The sequence below is a fragment of the Hymenobacter persicinus genome (assembly GCF_004167665.1).
In the GTDB taxonomy this organism is placed as follows: Bacteria; Bacteroidota; Bacteroidia; order Cytophagales; family Hymenobacteraceae; genus Hymenobacter; species Hymenobacter persicinus.
Genome location: NZ_SEWE01000015.1, coordinates 45150 through 65833, shown reverse-complemented (window position 1 = coordinate 65833; position 20684 = coordinate 45150). Strand labels below are relative to the sequence as shown.

Below are 20684 nucleotides of genomic sequence, written 5' to 3'. Positions count from 1 at the left end.
TTTATGGAAGAATTAATATCCGAAACTCCATTCAACGAAACCTATCGGCCACGCACAAAAGAAGGTTCACTGCGGGTGATTCGCTTGTATCAACAGTTGCCCCGAACAGGTGAGGCAGCAGTGTTAGGCAAACAGCTATTACGCTCTGCTACCTCGGTGGCCGCCAATTTCCGGGCAGCCTGCAGGGGGCGTTCTTCAGCGGAGTGGTATGCCAAGCTGTGCATCTGCGTAGAGGAAGCCGACGAAACCTTGTTCTGGCTGGAGCTATTAGGCGATGCCAACATCATTTCCAAACACCGCCTGATCAGCTTACACCAAGAGTATCATGAGATTCTAGCAGTACTCGCTACTGCCCGCAAAAAAGCAAGGCCCTAGCGCGGCGGAGTAGCGGTGACGTGGTGAACTTGTGAAATGGTGAGTTGTCGTTCGGCCGGCGCGGTTCTGCATCATTAGCGCATCCTAAACGTCAAACTCACCATTTCACCATCTCACTATTTCACCTTCACAGTAGCCACCACGCTCATGCCGGCGCGGAGGGGGTGCTCGGGGTCGAGCTTGTCGAGCACGATCTTGACGGGCACGCGCTGGGTTACTTTCACGAAGTTGCCCGAGGCGTTGTCGGGGGGCAGCAGGGCGAAGCGGGCGCCGGTAGCCGCCGACAGCGACTCCACGTGCCCCTCAAACTCCTCGTGCGGGTAGGCGTCCACTTCAATTTTCACCGGCTGACCCACTTTCATGGTTTCGAGCTGGGTTTCTTTGAAGTTGGCAATAATCCAGGTCTGCGACGAGGCTACCAGGCCCATCAGCTGCTGGCCGGGCGAGACGACCTGGCCGGGTTGCACGTTTTTCTTGCTCACGATGCCGTTGCCGGGCGCCACGAGCGTGGTGTAGCTCAGCTGCAGCTTGGCATTGTCGAGGTCGGCCTGGCGCTGCTTCACCACGGCCTGGGCCACGGCTACCTGCTGCTGGGCGGCCAGCACCTGCTGCCGGGCCACGTTCACCTGGTTGGCGGCCGTGGCGCGCTGGGCGCTGGTCGACTTCAGGTTGGCCTGCACCGCATCCAGGTCGCTTTGCGGGATGATGTCTTCCTTACGCAGAAACTGGCTGCGCTTGAGGTCCTTCTGGAGCTTGGCGCGGGTGGCGTCGCTCACGCCAATCGACGACTGGGCCGAGCTGACGTTGGCCTGGGCCGTACCCACGGCGGCGCGGGCCGCTACCACGTTGGCCTGGGCGGCGGCGAGGGCGGCTTCGGCGGCATTCACGCGCTGCTGATAGTCAGCGGGGTCCAGGGTGGCCAGCACGTCGCCTTTTTTCACGACCTGGTTGTCCTGCACCTTTACTTCCAGCACCGGGCCGCCCACGCGGGGCAGAATCGGGTACACGTCGCCTTCGACCTGGGCGTCGTCGGTTTCCTCGTGAGTTTGGCCGAACTGGTAGCGCTGGTAGCCGAAGTAGCCGCCCACGAGCAGCACCAGGGCCAGGATGATGAAAATAATCGGCCGTTTGGAGCGGCCTTCGGCCTGCTCTTCGATTTCGGGCTCGTACGGGGGCTGAGCGGCGCCGGCTGGGGGAGTTGCTACGGCCGGATCTTGGTGAACGGGGGTTGCCATATCAGGAATTAGTTGAAGGCGAAGGGATGATGTCGGAAGGAAAAACTGAAAAGCGGGCCGGTTAGGCCGATTGGCGGTACTCGTCGGCCGGGCTGGGTTTTACGAGCAGCGTGGCGCAGGGGGCCGTGCGGACCACGGCTTCAGCGGTGCTGCCCATCAGAAAGCGGGTCAGGCCGGTCTGGCCGTGGGCCCCGATGATGATCAGGTCGGCGGGGTAGCGGCGGGCCTCCGCCACAATTTCGGCGGCCGCGTCGCCCTGCAGCACCGTGGTGCTGACCCGGGCGCCGCTTTGCTCGGCCACCGCGCGGTGGGCGTTCAGCTGCTGGGTCACGGCCGGAGCCGCTGCCAGGGTGGGCTGGGCCTCCTGCACGTGCACCAGGCGCAGCTCGGCGCCCGAAGCCACGGCCAGGGCCGCCGCATACGTGACCAGAGCAGCCGAAGCAGCCGAAAAGTCAAGCGGACATAAAACAGTGGTCAGAGTCATAATGCGGCGGGAATAAGCGGCGCTTACCAGATCTGCGCGCCCACGGCCCGCTTGAGCTGGTACTGGCCCAGCGTGTAGTTGTAGATGGCCTGCAAACGGGCCAGGCGGGCTTGCGCCAGCTGGGTTTCGGCGTCGAGCACGTCGAGGTTCTGGCCCACGCCGTAGCGGTAGCGGCCCTGGGCCCGGGTCAGTGCGTCGGAAGCCTGAGCAATCTGCACCAGGGAGTTGTCGTAGCGCGCGGCGCTGGACTGCAGGTTGTTGACCGCCTGCCGCACATCGGCGCGCACCTGCTCCTGGGTGTCCTGGATGCGCGACTGGGAGCCGCGGATGTTGGCCAGGGCTTCCACCCGCTGGTTCTTGTTCTTGTTGCCGTCGTAAATCGGCACCGAAAGCTGGGCTACCACGGCCGAGTTGGCCCGGAACCGGTCCAGCTCGGGCTGGTAGCCGTTTTTGCCGCCCAGCTGGGCCCCCACGCCGAGCAGGGGCAGGTTGCTTTTCTCAATCAGGCGCAGATTGGCCGTGGCGCTGGCTTCGGCGTCGCGGGCCAGCTTCACTTCGGGCCGGTTTTCGGTGGCCTGGGTTAGGGCCGCATTCACATCCACGGCCTCGGGCTGGTAGGCAAACGTGCCTTTCACCGGCACAGTGGCATACTCGGGCTTGTGCAGGTAGCGGGCCAGCTGCACCTGCTGGTTGCGGAGCTGGTTTTCGAGGTCAATCTTGGTGTTCTGGGCCTGGGTGATGCGCACCTGGGTGGTCGTCACGTCGAAGCGGGTGCTGACGCCGCCTTCCACCCGCTTTTCCATCTCGCGCTGGTGCTGCTTAAGCGAGGCAATCTGCGCGTCCTGCACCTTGATGCTTTCGCGCACAAACAGGATGTTGTAGTACACCTGCGCCGCCGAGTACGCCAGGTCCCGGCGGGTCACGTTGATCTGGTCGACGGCCGTTACGCGGCGGCTTTCGGCCAGGTTGTAGGTGGCGTCCTTCTTACCGAAGTCGAGCAGGCCGTACTGGATAGTGACGTGGGCGTCGTAGTTGTTGTTGGGCTGAAACTGAAACGCGGGCCCGTCGGGCGAGAGTTGCAGCTTCACCACCGGGTCGAGGCGGGTGTAGGTGGCCGTGCCCGTCACTTGGGGCAGAAAGCCGCCCTTGGTCTGAGTGACGCGGCTGGTGGCGGCATTCACTTCTTCCTCGAGCGTGGTAATGGCCGGGTTGGCGTCCAGCACCGAACGGATGGTACCGTCCAGCGACAATGAATCAGCAATAATGGGCCCCTGCTGGGCGTGGGCCGCACCGCCCACCAGCAACCCTAGGGTCAGCAGCGGCACGGTGATTTTTGGTCGGGAAAGCATAGGATTATGCGACTTGTGTGTGCCGCCCCCTTACCTAACCGTGTGCCAAGGCATTAAAAGGGAATTAAAATTTCAAAAAACAGCCTTGGCGGGCCTGAAAAGGGGCAAAAAAATTTTGCATTGCGCCCGCTGAACAAAAGCCATCACCTGCTGTTTTCCTCATATTTAGGGAATACCTCATTTTAAGTCCTGCCATTTCAGGAAAATCAGCATGCCCAACCAGGAAGAATCACTGCTTTTATACCTCAACGAAGCCATTGCTACTACGCGCAGCAAGGAGGCCTTGTTCAGGATTGTGACCGAGAAGCTGCGGCTGATTTTCCCCTTCGACGTTATCATCATCATCACTGTCGACAACGCCGGCAATTACAAGCGGGTGATGCTGCGCGACTACCTCAGCGACCTGAATACCCCCGCCGCCGAGTCGTTTCAGGTCCGGGCCGTGCCGATAGTGGGCACGCCCGTGGAGCGGTTCCTAACCGATGCCCGCCCCCGCACGCTCCCCCTCCCCGACTTGGTGGCCGAGTATCCGAGCTTTCCCACCTTCGATTTCCTGAACAGCCTGGGTATTGGCTACATGACGGCCGTGCCCCTGCGCACGGGCGGGCAGGTGGTGGGCGTGCTGTGCTTGGCCTCGCGCCGCTCCCCGCAGTTTGCTGAGCCCGACCTAGCGTTGCTGGAAAAAATCGGGAGCCTGGTGGCCGTGGCCGTGAGCAACACGCTGGCGTTTGAGGAAGTGGAGCGCCGGGAACGGGAAAAAACCATGCAGCTGGCCGTCAACAATGCCCTACTCAGCCTTAAGGAGCGCAGCGAGCTGTTTCGGACCGTGGCCACGGAAATCAACCGGGTTATTCCCTGCGACTTTTTCGGGGTGCGGGTGCAGCAGAAAGGCTCAGTCAAAGCCTTTGCTGAGTTTGCCAAGCAGCCCGACGGCGACTTTACGGTGCTTGACCCCAACCGCTGGGACCATATTCCGGAGTACCAAGTGATGCAGGCGGAGGCGTTTGAGTTGTTTTTTCAGCCCGCCATCTACAACGGCCCCGACTACGAGCGGCTGTCCACCAACTACCGCCTGATGCAGCACATCCAGGCCAAGCACGGCACCAAGTCGATGATGGCTGCGCCCCTGGGCACTACCAACGACCAGGCCGCGGCCCTGATTCTGGCCCGCCACCACGGCAGCGACTTTCAGCCCGCCGACCTGGCCCTGCTCATGAGCCTGGCCCCGCAGATTGCCCTGGCCATGCGCAACCTGTTTGCCTTCGAGCAGATCGAAACCCTGCGGACTCAGCTGGAGCAGGAGCGCACTTACCTGATTGACGAAATCAACACCACCGGCAACTTCGAGGACTTCGTGGGTCAGAGCACGGTGATGCAGCAGGTGCAGACCCGCATTGCCCAGGTGGCGCCCACCGACACCACGGTGCTTATCAGCGGTGAAACCGGCACCGGCAAGGAGCTCGTGGCCCGGGCCCTGCACAACCTTTCCCCGCGCCAAGACCGGGCCCTGATCAAGCTCAACTGCGCCGCGTTGCCCGCCCAGCTGATTGAATCTGAACTGTTCGGGCACGAGAAGGGCGCCTTCACCGGGGCCCACGACCGGCGCATCGGCAAGTTTGAGCTGGCCGACGGCGGCACCATTTTCCTCGACGAAATCGGGGAACTGCCCCTCGACTTGCAGGCCAAGCTGCTGCGGGTGCTCCAGGAAAAGGAGTTTGAGCGCATTGGCGGCCGGCGCGTGATTCACACCGACGTGCGCGTTATTGCCGCCACCAACCGGGTGCTGGAGGACGAAGTGGCCGCCGGCCGTTTCCGCGCCGACCTTTACTACCGTCTCAACGTGTTCCCAATTCGGCTGCCCGCCCTGCGTGAGCGGCCCGAGGATATTGAGCCGCTGATGCGCCACTTTCTGGAGCGGTTCACCAAGCAGCTGGCCAAACCCGTGCGTGGCCTGCGCGAGCGGGATTTACGGGCCATGCAGCAGTACAGCTGGCCGGGCAACATCCGGGAGCTGGAACACGTGCTGGAGCAGGCCGTCATTGTCTCGTCGGGAGCCTTTCTGGAATTTGCGGGCTTTTCGGCCGTGGCCCAGCAGGCCGCGCCAGCCGCCGCACCCGACCACGCGCCCATCAAAACCCTGCGCGACCAGGAGCGAGACCATATTCTGGCGGCCCTGCACCGCACCGGCGGCCGGGTCAGCGGCCCCCACGGCGCTGCCGTCCTGCTCGACATCAACCCCAAAACCCTGGAAGCCCGCATGAAAAAGCTGGGCATCCGGCGAACGGTGGGCGTGGAAAGTTAGGAGAAAGCGGCGGCCTCAACAGGAAAAGCCCAGCTTTATCGTCGCGCGGCGGCGGGCTGCGTATAGCCGGTATCCCTTTACCTTACATCACTTTCCCATGGCCCAAACGACCACCACCCCCAAACACACGGATCCTGCCACCAAGAACAAGGAAAAGGCCAACGAGGAAACCATCAAGGACAAGCCCGACGGCAAGCACAAAACCACGCAGAAAAAGTAATTAACAGTATTTGAATCAAGCAAAAGGCCCCGTCAACTTGCGTTGACGGGGCCTTTTGCTTGAAAGTCAGCGTAACTCGCCAGCCTTACTTGGCCGCCTGAATTTCGGCTACGGCTTTTTCCGCGGTGGCCTGGTTGGCGGCGGCGTTGGCACTGCCTTTCTGGCTTTCCACCGCGGCCTGAATCATGCCGATGGCGGGCTGGTCGACTCCGTAGCGCTTATAGGTAACGGCCAGGGACTTGATGCGCTCCACGTCTTCGGCAAAAGCCTTGGGGTCGTCGAGGCGGCCGAGCATGGTGCCCATGCCTTCAAAGTAGGCAAACTTGTTCTGGCCCTGGGCCGCGTCGAACCGGTCCCGAACGTAGTTCCACTGGGCGGCGCCGCCGCTTTTGGCGTACACGCCCACCACGGCCTGGCTCAGGCTGGGCTGGTCGGTGCTTTCCAGCGCCTGAGCCTTGGGCAGCGCCGCTTTCGGGTTCACGGCCGCCAGCGCCTGCAGAGCCGCGGCCTGCACGGCATACGACGGATTCGAAGCCAGCTGCTGGGTGAAGAGCTTCTCGTCCTTCTTATCCTTAAGCTTGGCCAGGGCCGTCAGCTCCATGGCCAGCGCGTGCACGTCTTTCTCGGCCGCGGCCTGTTTGCGCAGGGCCGGGGCCGCCACTTTGGCCACGCCTTTGTCGTCGAGCTTGAGTCGCTCGGCCGATACCATGCGCAGGTTGTTGAACTTGTCGCTTAGGCCCGACACGAGCAGCTTCAGCGCGGCCGGGTCGGTGGTTTGCTTGGCATCGGCGGCCAGCAGGGCCTCACGCCGGGCTACGTAGAGCGGGGCGTGGGCGTACTGGTAGGCAAACGAAGCCAGGGGCTTGTTGTCGGTCTGCTGCCACACCAGGGTTTTCTGGGCGTCCACGTCCACCAGGTCGGGCTTAGCGGCCAGGGGCATCGAGAAGGTCTGGGTGCCTTCGGTCATCATCACCTGCTGGCGCTGGGCCTTGCCGTTCACCCAGTAGTCGATGGCGAAAGGCAGCTGAAACACCTGGCCGGGCTGGTTCTGCTTCACGGTCACGGACTGCACCTTTTTGGCGGCATCCCAGGCATAGTCGATACTGACCACCGGATGGCCGGCGCCATAGTACCACTGGTTGTAGAACCAGTTCAGGTCCTTGCCCGACACGGCTTCCATGGCCAGACGCATCTGGTGGGCCTCGCCGTTGCCGAGGGCATTATCCTTGAGATATTTCTGCAGGCCGGCGAAGAACACGTCGTCGCCGAGGTAGGTGCGCAGCATCTCCAGAATGGCGCCGCCCTTCTGGTAGCTCACCAGGTCAAACATGTCCTCCTTGTCGGCGTAGTTGAAGCGCACGAGGTACTTCTGGGCATCGGCGGGGCTGCGCAGGTAGTTGCGCAGGTTGCGGTGCTTATGCGAATCGGCCGCGTCGGCGCCGTACTTGTGCTCGGCGTAGAGCCCCTCGGAGAAGTCGGCCATCGACTCGTTCACGGTCAGGTTGCTCCAGCTTTCGGCCGTCACGTAGTCGCCGAACCACTGGTGAAACAGCTCGTGGGCAATAACGGACTCATTCTGATACTCCCGGTCGGGAAGCTGCTTATCGGTCATCTGCACGAAGTCGCCGTGCAGGGTGGCCGAGGTGTTTTCCATGGCCCCGCTCACGTAGTCGCGCACCACAATCTGGGCGTACTTATTCCACGGATACTCCACGCCGAGGCGGTTGGAGAAAAACTCCAGCATGTCGGGCGTGTTGCCGAAAATCTGCTTGGCGTAGGGCGCGTACTTAGGCTCGAGGTAGTAGCTCACCTCCTTGCCGCGCCAAGTGTCCTTATACACTTTAAAGTCGCCGACGGCCATCATAAACAGGTAGGGCGCGTGGGGCAGCTCCATTTTCCAGGTGTCGGTGCGCAGGCCCGCGCCGGCGGGCTTCTGGGAGTCGAGGCGGCCGTTGCTCAGCGTCACGTACTTGCTGGGCACGGTCATGCTGATTTCGGAGGTCGTTTTCTGGTTGGGCCGGTCAATGGTCGGAAACCAGGCCGAGGAGCCCTCGGTTTCGCCCTGGGTCCAGATCTGCACCGGCTTGCCCTTCACGGCGCTGTCGGGGTTGATGAAGTACAGGCCCTTGGCGTCGCTGATGGCGGCGCTGCCCTGCACTTTGAGCTCGTCGGGCTTGGCCGTGTACTCGATGTAGACGATATAGCTCGTGCCCGGCGCCATCGACTTGCCCAGGTTGATGCGCAGGTTGTTGGCATCGGAGTAGTCGTACTTCAGGGGCTGCATCTGCTCCCCGTTCATCAGCGCTACCGACTTAATTTCCATACCCTTGGCATCCAGCCGCAGCGAGTCGGTGGCGTAACCGTGAGGCTTGAGCGTCACCCATTCCTTGCCGTAGAGGTAGCGCTTGGCGTAGTCGAAGCGCACGTCGAGCTTGGTGTGCACCAGGTCGTTGACCTTGGTGGCCGAAGCGCGGTAGATTTTCAGCGCCGGATTGGCCGGGGTCGAGGGCCCCTGCTGGGCCATGGCGGCCGTGCTGAGCACGCACACGGCAACGGTAAGAATTCGTTTCATACGGAAGGGAAGAAGGAAAGAAGGAGCGTAAGGAGTTCGAAGTAGGGCGCCGGCAGGGAGGGTTCCGGCCAGGCTACCGGGTGGGCCTCCCCGCCTGCTGCCATAGATGGCGGAGCGGAGGGAAAAGCTGCCCGGCAGCGGGTTAAAAGTAATTTTATATTTTTTGGGAAAGCAGGCTACGGCGGCGAAACCGCCCTTTTTCCGCGGTTCCGACGTTGTTAAGACAACCTTGAATAACTGAACAAATATATATTATAGTACTATGCAAAACAAAGTACCGACTTAAATAAATTTTCGGCACCCAACTTTTCTCCCCTCCGACCCTGCCTGCCCCAGTCGTCCGGGCGGCTTTTTCACCTGCCCTTGCGTACTGCCGGGAGTTCTGCGTACCCTGCTGGGGTTTTGCGCGTACTTTTAACCGAATGCCGGCCTCCCTCGACCCTTCCCAACTCAGCCGTGAGCAGGTGCTGCGCGCCCTGCGCCACCTCGACCGCACGGCCCTGGCCGTGCCCGCCAGCACCGTCTACGACCTCGTGTACCGGGGCCGGCGCTACCCGCCGCGGGCCGTGGCCCAGCAGGCCTGGCGCTTTGCCACCCAGCAGCCCGACGCCGCCTGGCCCCTGCCCGCCGGCGCGCCCACCAATCAGGTGCTCGAGCGGCTCGACTTCACCATTGCCACCAAGCGCCCCACCCTGGCCAGCTCCCCCACCCTAGACGGCGACGTGGCCGCTCAGGAAGCCATGCAGGAGTTGTACACCGGTCCTCCCCACCGCGAGCCGGCCGCAAAATCGGTGGTTCAGGCCCAGGCTCAAGAGCCGCTGGCAGCTTACTCCCCGGCTGCCCAACCCTACTCCCGCGCCGCGGCGCTGCAAGAGCTGTTTGCTTCCGGCAAAGAGCTGGATCAGGCGCTGGCGGCCCTGCACCGGCGCCGCAACCTGATTCTGCAGGGGCCGCCCGGCACCGGCAAAACGTTTCTGGCCCGCCGCCTGGCCTGGCTGGAGCTAGGCGCCACCGACGCGGCCCGCGTGGAGCTGGTGCAGTTTCACCCCAGCTACAGCTACGAGGATTTTGTGCAGGGCTTCCGCCCCGATGCCCACGGCACCTTCCACCTCACGGCCGGCGTGCTGCTCGAAATCTGCCAGAAAGCCCAGCGCGAGCCCGACAAGCCGTATTTTCTGCTCATCGACGAAATAAACCGGGGCAATGTGAGCCGTATCTTCGGGGAGCTCCTGCTGCTGCTCGAAGCCGATAAGCGCGGCCCCGCCCACGCCGTGCGCCTGCCTTACTCCCCGGCCGCAGCCCCGCGCTTTTTCGTGCCCGAAAACCTGTTCGTCATCGGCACCATGAACACCGCCGACCGGTCCCTGACCCCACTCGACTACGCCCTGCGCCGCCGCTTCGCCTTTTTGCGCCTGGAGCCCGAGTTTGGGTTGCCCCTGCAGCAGTTTCTGGTGAAGCAAGGAGTACCCGCGGCCATCATCAGCCGCCTAGTGGCCCGGCTCACGGAGCTGAACCAGAGTATTGCCGACGACCCCGAGCTGGGCCCCGACTTCCGCATTGGCCACAGCTACTTCTGCCAGCCGCCCACCGAACCGGCTGAAGCCGAAGAATGGCTGAATTTGATTCTGGAGCAGGAAATCGGGCCGCTGCTGGAGGAGTATTGGCTCGACCAGCCGGCCAAGGCCGCCGCCCAGCGCCGCCAGTTGCTACGCCAGTAAAGCCTGCATCATGCTGATTCCCATCCAGAATCTGTATTACCTGCTCTGCTACGCCTGGAACCGCCTGCCCGAGCAGGACGCGCTGCTTACCACGGAGGCCACCGGCTTTCACCGCCCCCTGGACCTGCTCACCCACGTGTTGGTCACGGGCACGCATCGGCTGCTGCGTCGGGGGCTGGAAAACGCCTACACCGAGCAGCAGCAGGAGCTGCCCGAGCTGCGCGGCCGCCTGCTGCTGGCTCCCAGCCTCAGCCGCGACCTGCTACGCCGGGGCCGGGCCGTCTGCCGCTACGATGAGCTGGGTCCCGACACGCCCTTCAACCGGCTGCTGCTGGGCACCGTCGCGGAGCTGAGCGCCGTCCGGAGCCTGCCGGCCTCACTGCGGCGGGAACTGCGCGCCCTGCGCCGCCGCTTTCCCGCCGCGCTGGTGCCGACGCCGCTTTCCTTGACTGCGCTACGAGCTATGCGGCGGCTACGGCTGCCGGGTGCCCAGGCTTTTTTGCTGAACGTGTGCGAGTTGATTTACCACAGTGCCTTGCCCACGGCCGAAGCGGGCGGCCACACCCGCTTCCGCGACTTTCGCCGGGACGAACGACTGATGGCTCAGCTGTTTGAGGCTTTCGTGCGCAACTTTTACCGGCACGAGCAGCGCCGCTACCGGGTGCTGTCCGAAACCATTGCTTGGCAGGCCGCCGCCGATTCCGCAGCCGACCTGGCATTGCTACCAGCCATGATTACGGACACGACGCTCGAATCAGCTGAGCGCAAAATTATCCTCGACACGAAGTACTACGCCGCCGCCCTGCGCCCGCGCTACGACCAACAGAAGCTGATTTCGCCCCACCTCTACCAGCTTTACGCCTACCTGCAAAACCAACCGACTCAGCCCGGCCAGCAGCTTCAGGGCATCCTGCTGTACCCTGCCGCCGCCCAGGCCGTGGACGTGCGCTACACGCTCGGCCCTCACCCCGTCCGCGTCGTGACCCTGGATCTGAACCAGCCTTGGCCCGGCATTGCGGCGGCGCTACTGGCCCTGATTGAGGGGAACCCAACCTGACGCGCTGCTACCGGCCGCCGAGCTGCACGGCCACGTAGGCCTGAAACACCCGGTTGTGCAGCTTCGGGTCATTCACGCCGCTCACATTTTTCACGTCGTTGATGTCGTTGATGCCGGCGTTGAAACGGCCTCCAACCAGAAAGCCCCCGAGCTTCACGCCTGCCCCGGCGCAGAGGCTGAAGTCTCCTTTTTTATAGTTGTCCTCCACCTGCCGGCTGGTGCTGCCATACTGGGCCGTGGTGCCTGGCGCCGATACCAGCATCGTGCCCGCGTCGCGGGCCGTCAGCAGCACGCCAAACTGCGGCCCGCCTTCCACAAACAGCGGCCCAACGTGCACCTTGGCCAGCAGCGGCAAGGTTAGGTAGTGAAGCTTGGTATCGTAGTTTTCAAAGTCCGACTTGGTTTCGGTACCCTGCAGGGAATACAGCAGCTCCGGCTGCACCGAAACCGGTCCGACAACCGGAATTTCGTAGAACAAACCCGCGTGGTAGTAGACCTTGTAGTCGGTACGCTGGTTGATTTTGCCGTCCAGCACGGCCGCGTTGATGCCGGCTTTGACCCCGAGTTGGGCGTGGGCAAGCTGCGTGAAACCCAGCCCGAGCAGAAGTAGCGCAAGACGTTTCATGACCTGAAAGCAAAAAGTAAAATGACGCGGAGTCTAGCCCCCCGGCGGTGACTCTTTCTCCCACCGGCTCCCTCCTGATACGACAATCCATTCCCAACGGGTGCGGTGGAGCTTGCCCGGCCAGGGCCTAACGCGTGGCGGGGTCAGTTTATTTCTTCCCCCGTTGCGGCTGAGGCCGGCCGGGCTGATGCGACAGGAGAGGCGTTGGCCGCCGCTAGTAGCGGATATCCGGGTGGCCGTTGAGCAGTTCGTCCTCCGCATCCCCGACCCGGTACTCGCCCACGGCGTAAACGGCCGGGCAGTCGGGCGTAGCGGGTGGCTCAGGCGTGGGCAACGACGAAGGCGCCCCGGCCGCCAAAGCATCGGCATCCGTGGAAGGCAAGGAAGGTAAGTACACTGGTGGGACGAATTGGGAAAGTAGCGGTATAGGACAGCTTGGCTTCAATGGGGAAAAGCCCGGCAAATATTGCACTTTTGAAATTATATTTTTAATAAAACTTTTACCTTTTCCCTGGCCGCCCGGAAAAGATAACGGCCCGGCATCCTAACAGGAAGCCGGGCCGTTACAGCATTACGTGCCAGCAGGCGCTGGCCAATAATTACTTGGTTTCGGTGGTCGTCGTGGTGGTCGTGGCACCTTCTGCAGCGGGAGCAGCAGCTGGAGCAGCCGAATCCGTAGCTACCGTCGTGGTGGTAGCGGTCGAGTCCGTCGTAGCAGGAACGGTGGTCTCAACGGTGGTAGGCTCAGTAACGGTGGTTTCCGTGGTAGCGGTCTTCGACTCGCACGAAGTCAGAGCAGCAGCGAATACGAAAGCAAGAGCGGAAACCTTCAGGAGATTCTTCATTTTTGGTGTTACGTTTGAAAAAGTTTGTCTGAAAAACGCCGTTCATACCGGCTTTTCCAGAAGGTAACCCGCGGGCAGAAAAAATATTTTTTCCGGGTTACCCAACTCTCACTTCTGTATTAAAGAGCAAAGCGAATGGGCAAGGGCGTTCCTTCCTACACCGATGAAGAGTTTGTGGCGGCTATCCGCCGCGGCGACGACCGGGCGCTGGCACAGCTTTACCGCCTGCATTACCCCATGATTTCGCACTACGTGCTGCAAAACAGCGGCACCGACGACGAAGCCAAGGATGTGTATCAGGAGGGCGTGATGGTGTTTTACGAGAAAGTGCGCGACGGCTCCCTGGAGCTTAGCTGCCAGATCAAAACTTACCTCTACGCCGTGTGCCGCCGGTTGTGGCTGAAGCGACTCACCGAGAAAACCCGTTTCGGCGGCCGCCTCGATGACCACGAGCCCTTCCTCGAAACCGGCGCCGAAGCCGATCTGGCGGCGGCCGAGGAGCGTGACCAGCAGTTTGCCCTCATGGGCGAGGCGCTGGACCGCATCGGGGAGCCGTGCCGCTCGCTTTTGGAAGGTTTTTACCTGCTGGACAAGTCCATGCAGCAACTCACGGCGGAGTTTGGCTACACCAACCCCGACAACGCCAAGAATCAGAAATACAAGTGCCTGGTGCGCCTGAAAAAGCTGTTTTTCTCTCATTACAAGGAAGAAGAGTCGTTTTAAGTCCCACTTAGTCGCTTTACAACTATGAAAACGGAAGCTGACTATTACGCCTTATTCGAAGCTCACCGCAACGGGGAGCTGCCGGCGCAGGAGCGGGCTGATCTGGAGCGCCGCTTGGCGGCCGACCCAGATTTTGCGCAGCAGTACGCCGACTTTACGGCCCTGACCACTACGCTCCACGCTTACGGCCAGCGGCTCAGCACCCGGCGCAAGCTGCACGCGGTGCAGGCCGCCATGGATGCGGAAGCGGCCGTGGAACTGGAAGGCGACACCCTGGAAACCGGCGTGCCGACCATGCCGCAGGTCTACATTTCGCCGATTGAGCGCAAACTGCGCGAGTTCTGGGGCGCCCACCGCGCCACGATGATGGTGGCCGCCTCGGTCGCCGTGATGGCCGTATTTACCACCTTGCTGGGACTGGAGTGGTGGCGGGCAGCCCAGCGGCCCTCGCTCTACGGCTACACCGTACTGCGCCGCGAAGTGGAGCGCATCAAGCGCAACCAGCGCGCCATGAACAAAGCCATTAAGCAGGTCGACGGGGCCAAGCCGGCCGTGGACCTGAACCCCGGCAAGTTCAGCGGCACAGGTTTCGCCCTCACCGCCGACGGCTACCTCGTAACGAGCTACCACGTTATTCAGGGTGCCGACTCGCTGCTCATCGAAAGCCGGGACCGGCAGCGCTACCGCGCCGAAACTGTGTTTACTGACGTAGCCCGCGACCTGGCCATCCTGCGCATCAAGGACCGCAAGTTCAGTGGCTTTGGCCGCCTGCCCTACTCGTTTAAGCGCGGCTCGGCCGACCTGGGCGAGAAGGTGTACACGCTGGGCTACCCCCGCGAAGACCTGGTCTTCAACGACGGGTCCTTGAGTGCGCGCTCGGGCTTTGAGGGCGACACGGCTTTCTACCAGATTTCGAGTCCGGTGAACCCCGGCAACAGCGGCGGGCCGCTACTCGACGAGCGGGGCAACCTGATCGGCATTATCAGCGGCCGGCAAATGGATATGCAGAGTGCGGCCTTTGCCACCAAGTCGTCGTACCTGATGCGGCTGGTGGATTCGCTGTCGGCGGCCGGCCCGAGCCAGGCTTACAACGTGCCGCGCACCAACCTGCTCACCGGCACCTCGCGCCCCAAGCAGATTCGCAAGCTCCAGGATTACGTGTTCGTGGTAAAGGTGTACGAATAGCCTTACCGACGCTCTTTTCTAAAAAGCCCCACCCCGCGGTGGGGCTTTTCTTTTGTCCCAGCCGGCCGAGGACTGATAGCCGCAGCCGACAACGCTGTGCAGGCTCAGTAGCCCGCTAGTGGGGCAGAGCTCGGCTTTAGGCTGAAAAGCAACGGGGAGCCGTGAAAAAAGCGGCCGGTGGGGCAGCCCGCCGCCACCTTTTTGCGTAGAGGCCTCACGGTGGTTTCGCCACGCTATCTGAACCGACTTTTTCCACACTACACCAAAGCTCCGCTATGGAACAGCAGCTCGAACAACAACTAGAGAAAATTCTGCCCGAGGACCTGGCCCGCACTTTCGAAAGCGCTTACCACGTGCTCGTGCAGGGCAACCACGACCATATGGATGACCTGCTGAAAAACGGCGGCACCCTGCTCAAAAAGGCAGCCCAGCGGCTGACCCCAACCCAACTCATCCTCGGAATTGCCGCCATTGCCGTGGTGGCCGTGGTGGCCGTTAACCGCGCCGCCCAGCCCGACCAGGAAGAGGAAGACGGCAAGACCTCGGCTGAGCCGGTGAAAGAGTCCAAAGCCCGCAAAGCAGACGACGACAAGAAAGCCAACAAAGGCGCCCAGGAGCACCAGGGCCACTAGTCAGACTGCACTATCAAGATAAAACCCCGCTCAGCTTCGGCCGGGCGGGGTTTTTCGTTTTTAGCCTCATTGGCACAGCCGGGCCTAAGCGGCCGGGGCCAGTACGGAGGGGTCGTTGTTGGCCGGCGAGTTAACCTGGGTGCTGACAATATATTCCTGCATCAGGTCGGCGGCATAGGGCTGGAGCAGGGCCTGGTGCGCGGCCACCGACTCTGCGTCATCGAGCCAGGCCAGTTCGGCGGCGCGGTCGGGCAGAATCACGGGCATGCGGTTGTGCAGCCGGGCCATCAGCGCGTTGGGCTCGGTGGTGATGATGGTGAAAGTGGGCAGCACTTCGCCGGTGCTGCGGTCGGCCCACTCATCCCAGAGGCCGGCGAAGGCAAAGGGCTGCTCGTTGCGCAACAGAATGCGGTGGGGCGTTTTGGGTCCTTTCGTGCCGGCGGCCGTCTGCTGCCACTCGTAGAAGCTGTCGGCCAGCACCAGGCAGCGGCGGCGCTGCAGCAGTTGCCGGACCGAGGGCTTTTCACTCAGCGTCTCGGCCCGGGCGTTGATGGGCTTGGGCGCAGCTTTCACGTCCTTGACCCAGCCCGGCAGCAGTCCCCACTGCATTAGCTGCACCCGCCCGGGCGCCGAGTTGGTGATAATCGGCAGCTGCTGGGACGGGGCCGCATTGTAGTTCGGGGGCATATCCGGGCCAAACGAAACGTCGAAGCGCTTCTCAATAACCGGCTTGGGCGTGGTGAAAGTATAGCGGCCGCACATGGCTGAGAGGGAAGGGTGGAATGGTTTTACTCTACGCCCGAACCTTGCCCAGCGTTGGACTTCTACCCGCAAAAAGGCCGCTGGATTGCTCCACCGGCCTTTTTACAACTCAGCATACACTACTGCGGACAGCCCTAGTTACGCACGAAGGGCAGCGTGACCGTGCCGGCCGCCCCCTGCACCTTCACCAGATACAGTCCGGCCGGCAAGGTCTGCACGCGCAGCGGATGCTCCGCGGCCCCGGCCAGGGAGCAGCGCTGCACCTGGCGGCCATGCACATCCAGCAGTTGCACCTCGTACGGGCCGGCGGGCAGGGCCGTCAGATCCAGCGTGGCCTGATCTTGCAACGCCCCCGGGTTCGGGTACACCGAAATATCGAGGCGGGCGGCAAACTGCACGGCGCGGGTGGGGCTATAGGAAACCTTGCCGTCCAGGTCGAGCTGGCGCAGGCGGTAGTACACAACCTTGCGGGCCAGGCGGCCGGCCTGGGCGTCGCGCAGCCCGTACTGGCTGGCGGTAGTGCTGGTGCCCTTGCCGCGCACGGTACCGATGGTTTCAAACCGCACGGCATCCGTGGAGCGCTCCACCTCAAATCGGTCGTTGTTTTTCTCCGAAGCCGTGGTCCAGTTCAGCTGGGCCTCGTTGCGGACGGCGGTGGCGGTGAACTTGGTCAGTTCCACCGGCAGCGGCGTACCCACGGCCGTGGTCAGCAGGGCCGTGTTGTTGCTCATCTGCGGGTCGGGTACCAGAGAAGTGGAAGTGGCCACGCTGTTCATCGAAGCCGGCGCCCCGATGGGTACTTTGAACGTGACGCCGTTGGCCACGGCCGGGGCCCCGCTCAGCAGCGTGTTGACGGGCAAAAACGTTACCCAGCCGCTGGTCGGATCGTAGACCCCGCCCGCCGTCGGCGTGACGGTGTTCAGGGGCAGATTAGCGGGCAGCTGCACCTTGGGTACCACCGTCAAGGCCGGCACCGTGCCCTGGTTTACGGTCGTCATGGAGTATGTGATGATGGCGCCGGCGTTGGTGGTGGCCGGGCCGTTGAGCGTCGTGGCCACGTCAGCCCCGTTCACGGTGATGCGGATGTTGGCCGGGCTCGAGGTGTAGTCGGGCCCCAGAATCGACTGCATGGTGTAAGGAATAGCCACCGTGCCGGCAAACGTGCCGCTGGGCGTAAACGTGACGACGCCCTGGTTGTCGACGGCCACCGTGCCCTGGCCGGGCAGGGTGTAGGAGGTTTGCTGGCCAGCCGTATTCGGGTCCAGGTCGACGGAGGCCGGGTTGATGCTGCTGCCGGGGGCCACGTCGTTGGCCAGCACGTTCACCGTCACGGGCTGGTTGTAGGCGGTGCTGGCTACGTCAGTATTGGCGAAGGGAACCTGCACAATGTTCAGGTTGCGGATTTCGTGGATGTTGGTGCTGCCGCCCGTCGAGCCCGAGAAGCCCAGGCGCAGATTCTGGGGCGGAGTGGGCACCACGAAGTTGTCGATGGCCGTACGCACGGCGTTGCCGTGCTGAATGCGCACCGAAATCCGGTAGGTGGTTACCGCCCCTACCGTCGTGGGCACCACGTCGATAAAGGCGCGGCGGTAGTCGGCGTCGCCGGCCTGGGCGCGCACCGCGTCCACGTCGAGGGCGAAGCCCAGGCCGCCGGGCTGGGTGCCGGTCAGGTAGGGGTAATCGGTGGCAGCCGAGCCGTTGCCGGCCCCGCGGATGGCAATGCCGTTGGCCACCCGGCCGTTGGCATCGAGGACCGCGCTGCCCCCGGAGCGGCCTTCCGAGCCGTTGGAGTAGTTGCCAAATTCGTCGATGCCAATGCCGATGTAGCCGTTGGTCACGCCGTCGGACAGGGGCGCAATGGTTTTCTGGGCGTAGCCCAACGACCCGCCCGAGGCCCCGATGGCAAAGCCCCCGCTGGGTTGCACGGCATCCACCAGAAACACGCTGAAGCCGTCGGCCCCGATGGCCGTGCCGCCGTAGGAAAAGAACTCAAACGAGATGGTGAAGCCTGCCGAGGACGGAAAGCCCACGTTGTCGATGACGTAGCCCGCCTGGTTGTTGGCCGCGTCGGTAAGGCGTAAGTAGCCCGCGCCCACGGCGTCGTTGGCGCCCCCGGTGCCGGTGAGCCGGGCGGTGCCGCCGAAGGAGAAGTTCGAGGCAGTGTTTCCCTTGAAAGTCTCGTTGCGGGGAAAGGCCTGCCCCAGCACTGCCGGAGCGAGCAGCACGGCGCTGCCCAAGGTCAGGAGTGAAGTGCGCCACAGGCGCGCCAGAACTCCACTAAACGAAATAGTACAAGTTTTTTTCATATCCAGCCAGTTAGAAGTACGCCAAAAAAGTTGATTGCACTATGCAGCAGCAATGAACTGAGTGCAACTCATGAAGGCAATATCCTATCCTATGGATATCTTACTATAGTTAAAATTCAAGCAAAAATTCTTGCCCTTTCACCGTTATTTAGAGCCATAATCATATTATTAATCCATATTTTTTGAAAATTTCACACAGATCATAACAATACCGTAAAATCAGAATGTTTTTATTGCCGCGGTTGCCAGCTTTCTTACCCGCGCAAGCCTTAACGCATTTTCCCTGCCTGATTAGTTCTATTATCTCCCACGGCTCACCTTGCTTGGCTCGACTACCTTTCGGGGATTCTACCAAGCAGCATCCAGTGGCTTAGCGTGTTCCAGCGGGGCTTAGTTTGGCTTAATGAGCAAGCGGGCAGGCAACGTCCGGCACTTTTTTCCATCCGTTAGCAATAATCCTCCCGACCCCATTATGCACCCATTCCTTTCCCGGCTCCTGCTGGCCGGCGCCCTGGCGGCCCCCGGCCTCGCCCAGGCCCAAAAAGCCCTGACTTACACTGTCACGCTGGACCCCGCCACCGACGCCAACCACTTCCAGGTGCGGCTGGAGCTGCCCAAGCTGAGCAAGGCCCAGGGCGTTTATCAGTTTGCCGCCACCGCGCCCGGCACCTACCAGATCATGGATATGGGCCGGTACGTGAGCAAATTCGAGGCCTTCGACCGCAAAGGTGCCCCGCTCGGCGCCCGGCAGCTGGGCCCCAACCAGTGGCAGCTGGCCGACCCCGAAAAGACGCGCGAAATCCGCTATACCATTGCCGAAACCTGGGATACGCCGGTGACGGAACACCCGATTTACCGCATGTGCGGTTCCTCGCTCGAAACTGACCATGCCCTGCTCAACGGGCAGACGCTGTTTGGCTACCCCCAGAGCTGGCAGGACAAACCCCTGCGCATTAAGCTCAACTACCCCGCCGACTGGAAAATCGGCACTCCGCTCACGGCCGACAGCAAGGGCTTTTACGAGGCCAAAAACTATGATCAGGCCGTGGATTCGCCGTTTTTGCTAGGCCGACTGACCGAGGCGAAAACCATGCTGGGCAGCACCGAAGTAGGATTGTACTGCTATTCTCATACCGACCAGGTGAAGGCCGAGCCCCTGCTCCAGAGCATGCAGCAGATGCTACAGGCCGCCCAGGCGTTTTTGGTGCAGCTGCCCGTGAAGCGCTATACCTTCCTCTATCACTTCGACGACCGGAGCAACGGGGCCTGGGAGCACTCCTACAGCTCGGAGTACGTGCTGCGCGAGGCGCCTTTCACCCCGGAGCTGGCGGCGGCCGTGACCAGCACCGCCGCCCACGAGTTTTTCCACGTCGTGACCCCGCTGAACCTGCACTCCGAAATTATTGAGCGCTTCAACTTCGTGCAGCCCACCGGGTCGGAACACCTCTGGCTCTACGAAGGCACTACCGAGTGGGCCGCCGACATGATGCAGGTCCGCGCCGGTCTCAAGCCCCTGGACGTATATCTGCAAAACCTGCACGACAAAGTGGCCTACGACCACCAGCAGGCTGATACCACCTACTCGCTGAGCAAGCTGGGCCTTACCTCCTTCAGCGACGAAGGCCAGCGCCAGTACGGCAACATCTACCAGCGGGGAGCCGTGACGGCCGCCTTGCTGGACCTGCGGCTGCTGGAGCTTTCGGGCGGCAAACGGGGGCTGCGTGAGGTGATTTTAGAGCTGACCAAGCAGTATGGACCAAGCAAGCCCTTCAGCGAAAAGACGTTTTTCACCGACTTCGTCCGCCTGACGTACCCCGAAATCGGGGACTTTTTCACCCGCTACGTGCAGCAGGCTCAGCCCCTGCCCCTGACCGAGTACTATGCCAAGGTTGGGGTCCGCTACGCCCCGGTACTGCATACCGGCCGGCGCATCGGCGCGCTGGGCGCCACGCCGACGTCATTCCAGGTGCAGGCGGGCAAGGAAGTCGCCTTCGATGCCGTGCCAGCAACTCTGCAAACGCTCGGCGTAGCGTCCGGCGACCAGCTCATCAGCTACCAGGGCACGGCCATCACGCCGGCCAATCTGCGGCAGGTTTTGGGGCAGGTAAAAACCGCTAAGGCCGGCGACGCCTACGAGCTGACCGTCCGCCACAACGGCGCGGATAAAACGGTGCGCGGCCGTTTGCTGGACCAGGAAGAGGTGAAGCGCTACGATTTTTCCCTGCTGCCCGACGCTACGCCCGCCCAGCTGGCGCTGCGCACGGCCTGGCTGAAAAATCTGTAATCCACTCCCG

Annotated in this window: 18 protein-coding genes; 9 read left to right on the top strand and 9 right to left on the bottom strand. The window is 62.4% G+C overall.

Annotated elements, in window-relative coordinates:
* The first annotated feature begins 3 nt into the window (after positions 1-3).
* Entirely contained in the window at positions 4-375 is a 372-nt protein-coding gene (locus EWM57_RS09260) for a four helix bundle protein (protein WP_129920861.1), read from the top strand.
* A gap of 116 nt (positions 376-491) precedes the next feature.
* Here EWM57_RS09260 and EWM57_RS09255 read toward each other — a convergent pair whose 3' ends face one another.
* The 3 genes from EWM57_RS09255 to EWM57_RS09245 all read right to left on the bottom strand — a co-directional run bounded on the left by EWM57_RS09255 (position 492) and on the right by EWM57_RS09245 (position 3443).
* Positions 492-1610 (bottom strand): HlyD family secretion protein, encoded by a 1119-nt coding sequence (locus EWM57_RS09255; RefSeq protein ID WP_129920860.1) that lies wholly within the window; start codon positions 1608-1610, stop codon positions 492-494.
* A 61-nt stretch (positions 1611-1671) separates the two neighbouring features.
* Complete coding sequence (locus EWM57_RS09250; protein WP_129920859.1) at positions 1672-2094, bottom strand: universal stress protein; 423 nt, start codon at positions 2092-2094, stop codon at positions 1672-1674.
* A gap of 23 nt (positions 2095-2117) precedes the next feature.
* On the bottom strand, positions 2118-3443 hold the full coding sequence (locus tag EWM57_RS09245; protein WP_129920858.1) for a TolC family protein: 1326 nt from the start codon (positions 3441-3443) through the stop codon (positions 2118-2120).
* Between the two features lie 211 nt (positions 3444-3654).
* Here EWM57_RS09245 and EWM57_RS09240 point away from each other — a divergent pair, with 211 nt between their 5' ends.
* Both EWM57_RS09240 and EWM57_RS21780 read left to right on the top strand, forming a co-directional pair.
* Entirely contained in the window at positions 3655-5745 is a 2091-nt protein-coding gene (locus EWM57_RS09240) for a sigma-54-dependent Fis family transcriptional regulator (protein ID WP_129920857.1), read from the top strand.
* Positions 5746-5842: 97 nt separating this feature from the next.
* Positions 5843-5965, top strand: a complete 123-nt coding sequence (locus tag EWM57_RS21780; RefSeq protein ID WP_262708238.1) for a hypothetical protein — start codon at positions 5843-5845, stop codon at positions 5963-5965.
* 85 nt (positions 5966-6050) lie between these two features.
* Here the strand turns inward: EWM57_RS21780 and EWM57_RS09235 are convergent, their stop codons facing one another.
* Complete coding sequence (locus tag EWM57_RS09235) at positions 6051-8537, bottom strand: M1 family metallopeptidase (protein WP_129920856.1); 2487 nt, start codon at positions 8535-8537, stop codon at positions 6051-6053.
* Positions 8538-8959: 422 nt separating this feature from the next.
* On the opposite strand from EWM57_RS09235, the gene EWM57_RS21130 reads away from it, so the two are divergent.
* Positions 8960-10255 (top strand): AAA family ATPase, encoded by a 1296-nt coding sequence (locus EWM57_RS21130; RefSeq protein ID WP_165370464.1) that lies wholly within the window; start codon positions 8960-8962, stop codon positions 10253-10255.
* A gap of 10 nt (positions 10256-10265) precedes the next feature.
* Positions 10266-11312 (top strand): 5-methylcytosine restriction system specificity protein McrC, encoded by a 1047-nt coding sequence (locus EWM57_RS09225; RefSeq protein ID WP_129920855.1) that lies wholly within the window; start codon positions 10266-10268, stop codon positions 11310-11312.
* Between the two features lie 7 nt (positions 11313-11319).
* Here the strand turns inward: EWM57_RS09225 and EWM57_RS09220 are convergent, their stop codons facing one another.
* The 3 genes from EWM57_RS09220 to EWM57_RS09215 form a co-directional block, all read right to left on the bottom strand.
* A complete protein-coding gene (locus EWM57_RS09220) occupies positions 11320-11937 on the bottom strand; it encodes a porin family protein (protein WP_129920854.1) in 618 nt (205 codons plus the stop codon).
* A gap of 214 nt (positions 11938-12151) precedes the next feature.
* Positions 12152-12319 carry a hypothetical protein gene (locus tag EWM57_RS21125; RefSeq protein ID WP_165370463.1) on the bottom strand — a complete coding sequence of 56 codons (168 nt, stop codon included), beginning with the start codon at positions 12317-12319 and terminating at the stop codon, positions 12152-12154.
* Between the two features lie 217 nt (positions 12320-12536).
* Complete coding sequence (locus EWM57_RS09215; RefSeq protein ID WP_129920853.1) at positions 12537-12782, bottom strand: hypothetical protein; 246 nt, start codon at positions 12780-12782, stop codon at positions 12537-12539.
* A 135-nt stretch (positions 12783-12917) separates the two neighbouring features.
* On the opposite strand from EWM57_RS09215, the gene EWM57_RS09210 reads away from it, so the two are divergent.
* The 3 genes from EWM57_RS09210 (at position 12918) to EWM57_RS09200 (ending at position 15322) form a co-directional block, all read left to right on the top strand.
* Positions 12918-13505 (top strand): RNA polymerase sigma factor, encoded by a 588-nt coding sequence (locus EWM57_RS09210; RefSeq protein WP_129920852.1) that lies wholly within the window; start codon positions 12918-12920, stop codon positions 13503-13505.
* Positions 13506-13529: 24 nt separating this feature from the next.
* Positions 13530-14690, top strand: a complete 1161-nt coding sequence (locus EWM57_RS09205; protein ID WP_129920851.1) for a S1 family peptidase — start codon at positions 13530-13532, stop codon at positions 14688-14690.
* Positions 14691-14965: 275 nt separating this feature from the next.
* A complete protein-coding gene (locus tag EWM57_RS09200) occupies positions 14966-15322 on the top strand; it encodes a hypothetical protein (RefSeq protein ID WP_129920850.1) in 357 nt (118 codons plus the stop codon).
* A gap of 84 nt (positions 15323-15406) precedes the next feature.
* Here the strand turns inward: EWM57_RS09200 and EWM57_RS09195 are convergent, their stop codons facing one another.
* The gene (locus EWM57_RS09195) at positions 15407-16084 is read right to left on the bottom strand and encodes an SOS response-associated peptidase (protein WP_129920849.1); all 678 of its coding nucleotides are present in this window, start codon (positions 16082-16084) and stop codon (positions 15407-15409) included.
* A 134-nt stretch (positions 16085-16218) separates the two neighbouring features.
* Positions 16219-18390 (bottom strand): T9SS type A sorting domain-containing protein, encoded by a 2172-nt coding sequence (locus EWM57_RS09190; protein WP_129920848.1) that lies wholly within the window; start codon positions 18388-18390, stop codon positions 16219-16221.
* A 472-nt stretch (positions 18391-18862) separates the two neighbouring features.
* Between EWM57_RS09190 and EWM57_RS09185 the strand changes: the two genes are divergently transcribed.
* Complete coding sequence (locus tag EWM57_RS09185; RefSeq protein WP_129920847.1) at positions 18863-20674, top strand: M61 family metallopeptidase; 1812 nt, start codon at positions 18863-18865, stop codon at positions 20672-20674.
* Positions 20675-20684 lie beyond the last annotated feature (10 nt).

Coding starts and splice junctions, on each gene's coding strand:
- EWM57_RS09260 (WP_129920861.1), top strand. CDS start 4: ATGGAAGAATTAATATCCGAAACTCCATTCAACGAAACCTATCGGCCA.
- EWM57_RS09255 (WP_129920860.1), bottom strand. CDS start 1,610: ATGGCAACCCCCGTTCACCAAGATCCGGCCGTAGCAACTCCCCCAGCC.
- EWM57_RS09250 (WP_129920859.1), bottom strand. CDS start 2,094: ATGACTCTGACCACTGTTTTATGTCCGCTTGACTTTTCGGCTGCTTCG.
- EWM57_RS09245 (WP_129920858.1), bottom strand. CDS start 3,443: ATGCTTTCCCGACCAAAAATCACCGTGCCGCTGCTGACCCTAGGGTTG.
- EWM57_RS09240 (WP_129920857.1), top strand. CDS start 3,655: ATGCCCAACCAGGAAGAATCACTGCTTTTATACCTCAACGAAGCCATT.
- EWM57_RS21780 (WP_262708238.1), top strand. CDS start 5,843: ATGGCCCAAACGACCACCACCCCCAAACACACGGATCCTGCCACCAAG.
- EWM57_RS09235 (WP_129920856.1), bottom strand. CDS start 8,537: ATGAAACGAATTCTTACCGTTGCCGTGTGCGTGCTCAGCACGGCCGCC.
- EWM57_RS21130 (WP_165370464.1), top strand. CDS start 8,960: ATGCCGGCCTCCCTCGACCCTTCCCAACTCAGCCGTGAGCAGGTGCTG.
- EWM57_RS09225 (WP_129920855.1), top strand. CDS start 10,266: ATGCTGATTCCCATCCAGAATCTGTATTACCTGCTCTGCTACGCCTGG.
- EWM57_RS09220 (WP_129920854.1), bottom strand. CDS start 11,937: ATGAAACGTCTTGCGCTACTTCTGCTCGGGCTGGGTTTCACGCAGCTT.
- EWM57_RS09215 (WP_129920853.1), bottom strand. CDS start 12,782: ATGAAGAATCTCCTGAAGGTTTCCGCTCTTGCTTTCGTATTCGCTGCT.
- EWM57_RS09210 (WP_129920852.1), top strand. CDS start 12,918: ATGGGCAAGGGCGTTCCTTCCTACACCGATGAAGAGTTTGTGGCGGCT.
- EWM57_RS09205 (WP_129920851.1), top strand. CDS start 13,530: ATGAAAACGGAAGCTGACTATTACGCCTTATTCGAAGCTCACCGCAAC.
- EWM57_RS09200 (WP_129920850.1), top strand. CDS start 14,966: ATGGAACAGCAGCTCGAACAACAACTAGAGAAAATTCTGCCCGAGGAC.
- EWM57_RS09195 (WP_129920849.1), bottom strand. CDS start 16,084: ATGTGCGGCCGCTATACTTTCACCACGCCCAAGCCGGTTATTGAGAAG.
- EWM57_RS09190 (WP_129920848.1), bottom strand. CDS start 18,390: ATGAAAAAAACTTGTACTATTTCGTTTAGTGGAGTTCTGGCGCGCCTG.
- EWM57_RS09185 (WP_129920847.1), top strand. CDS start 18,863: ATGCACCCATTCCTTTCCCGGCTCCTGCTGGCCGGCGCCCTGGCGGCC.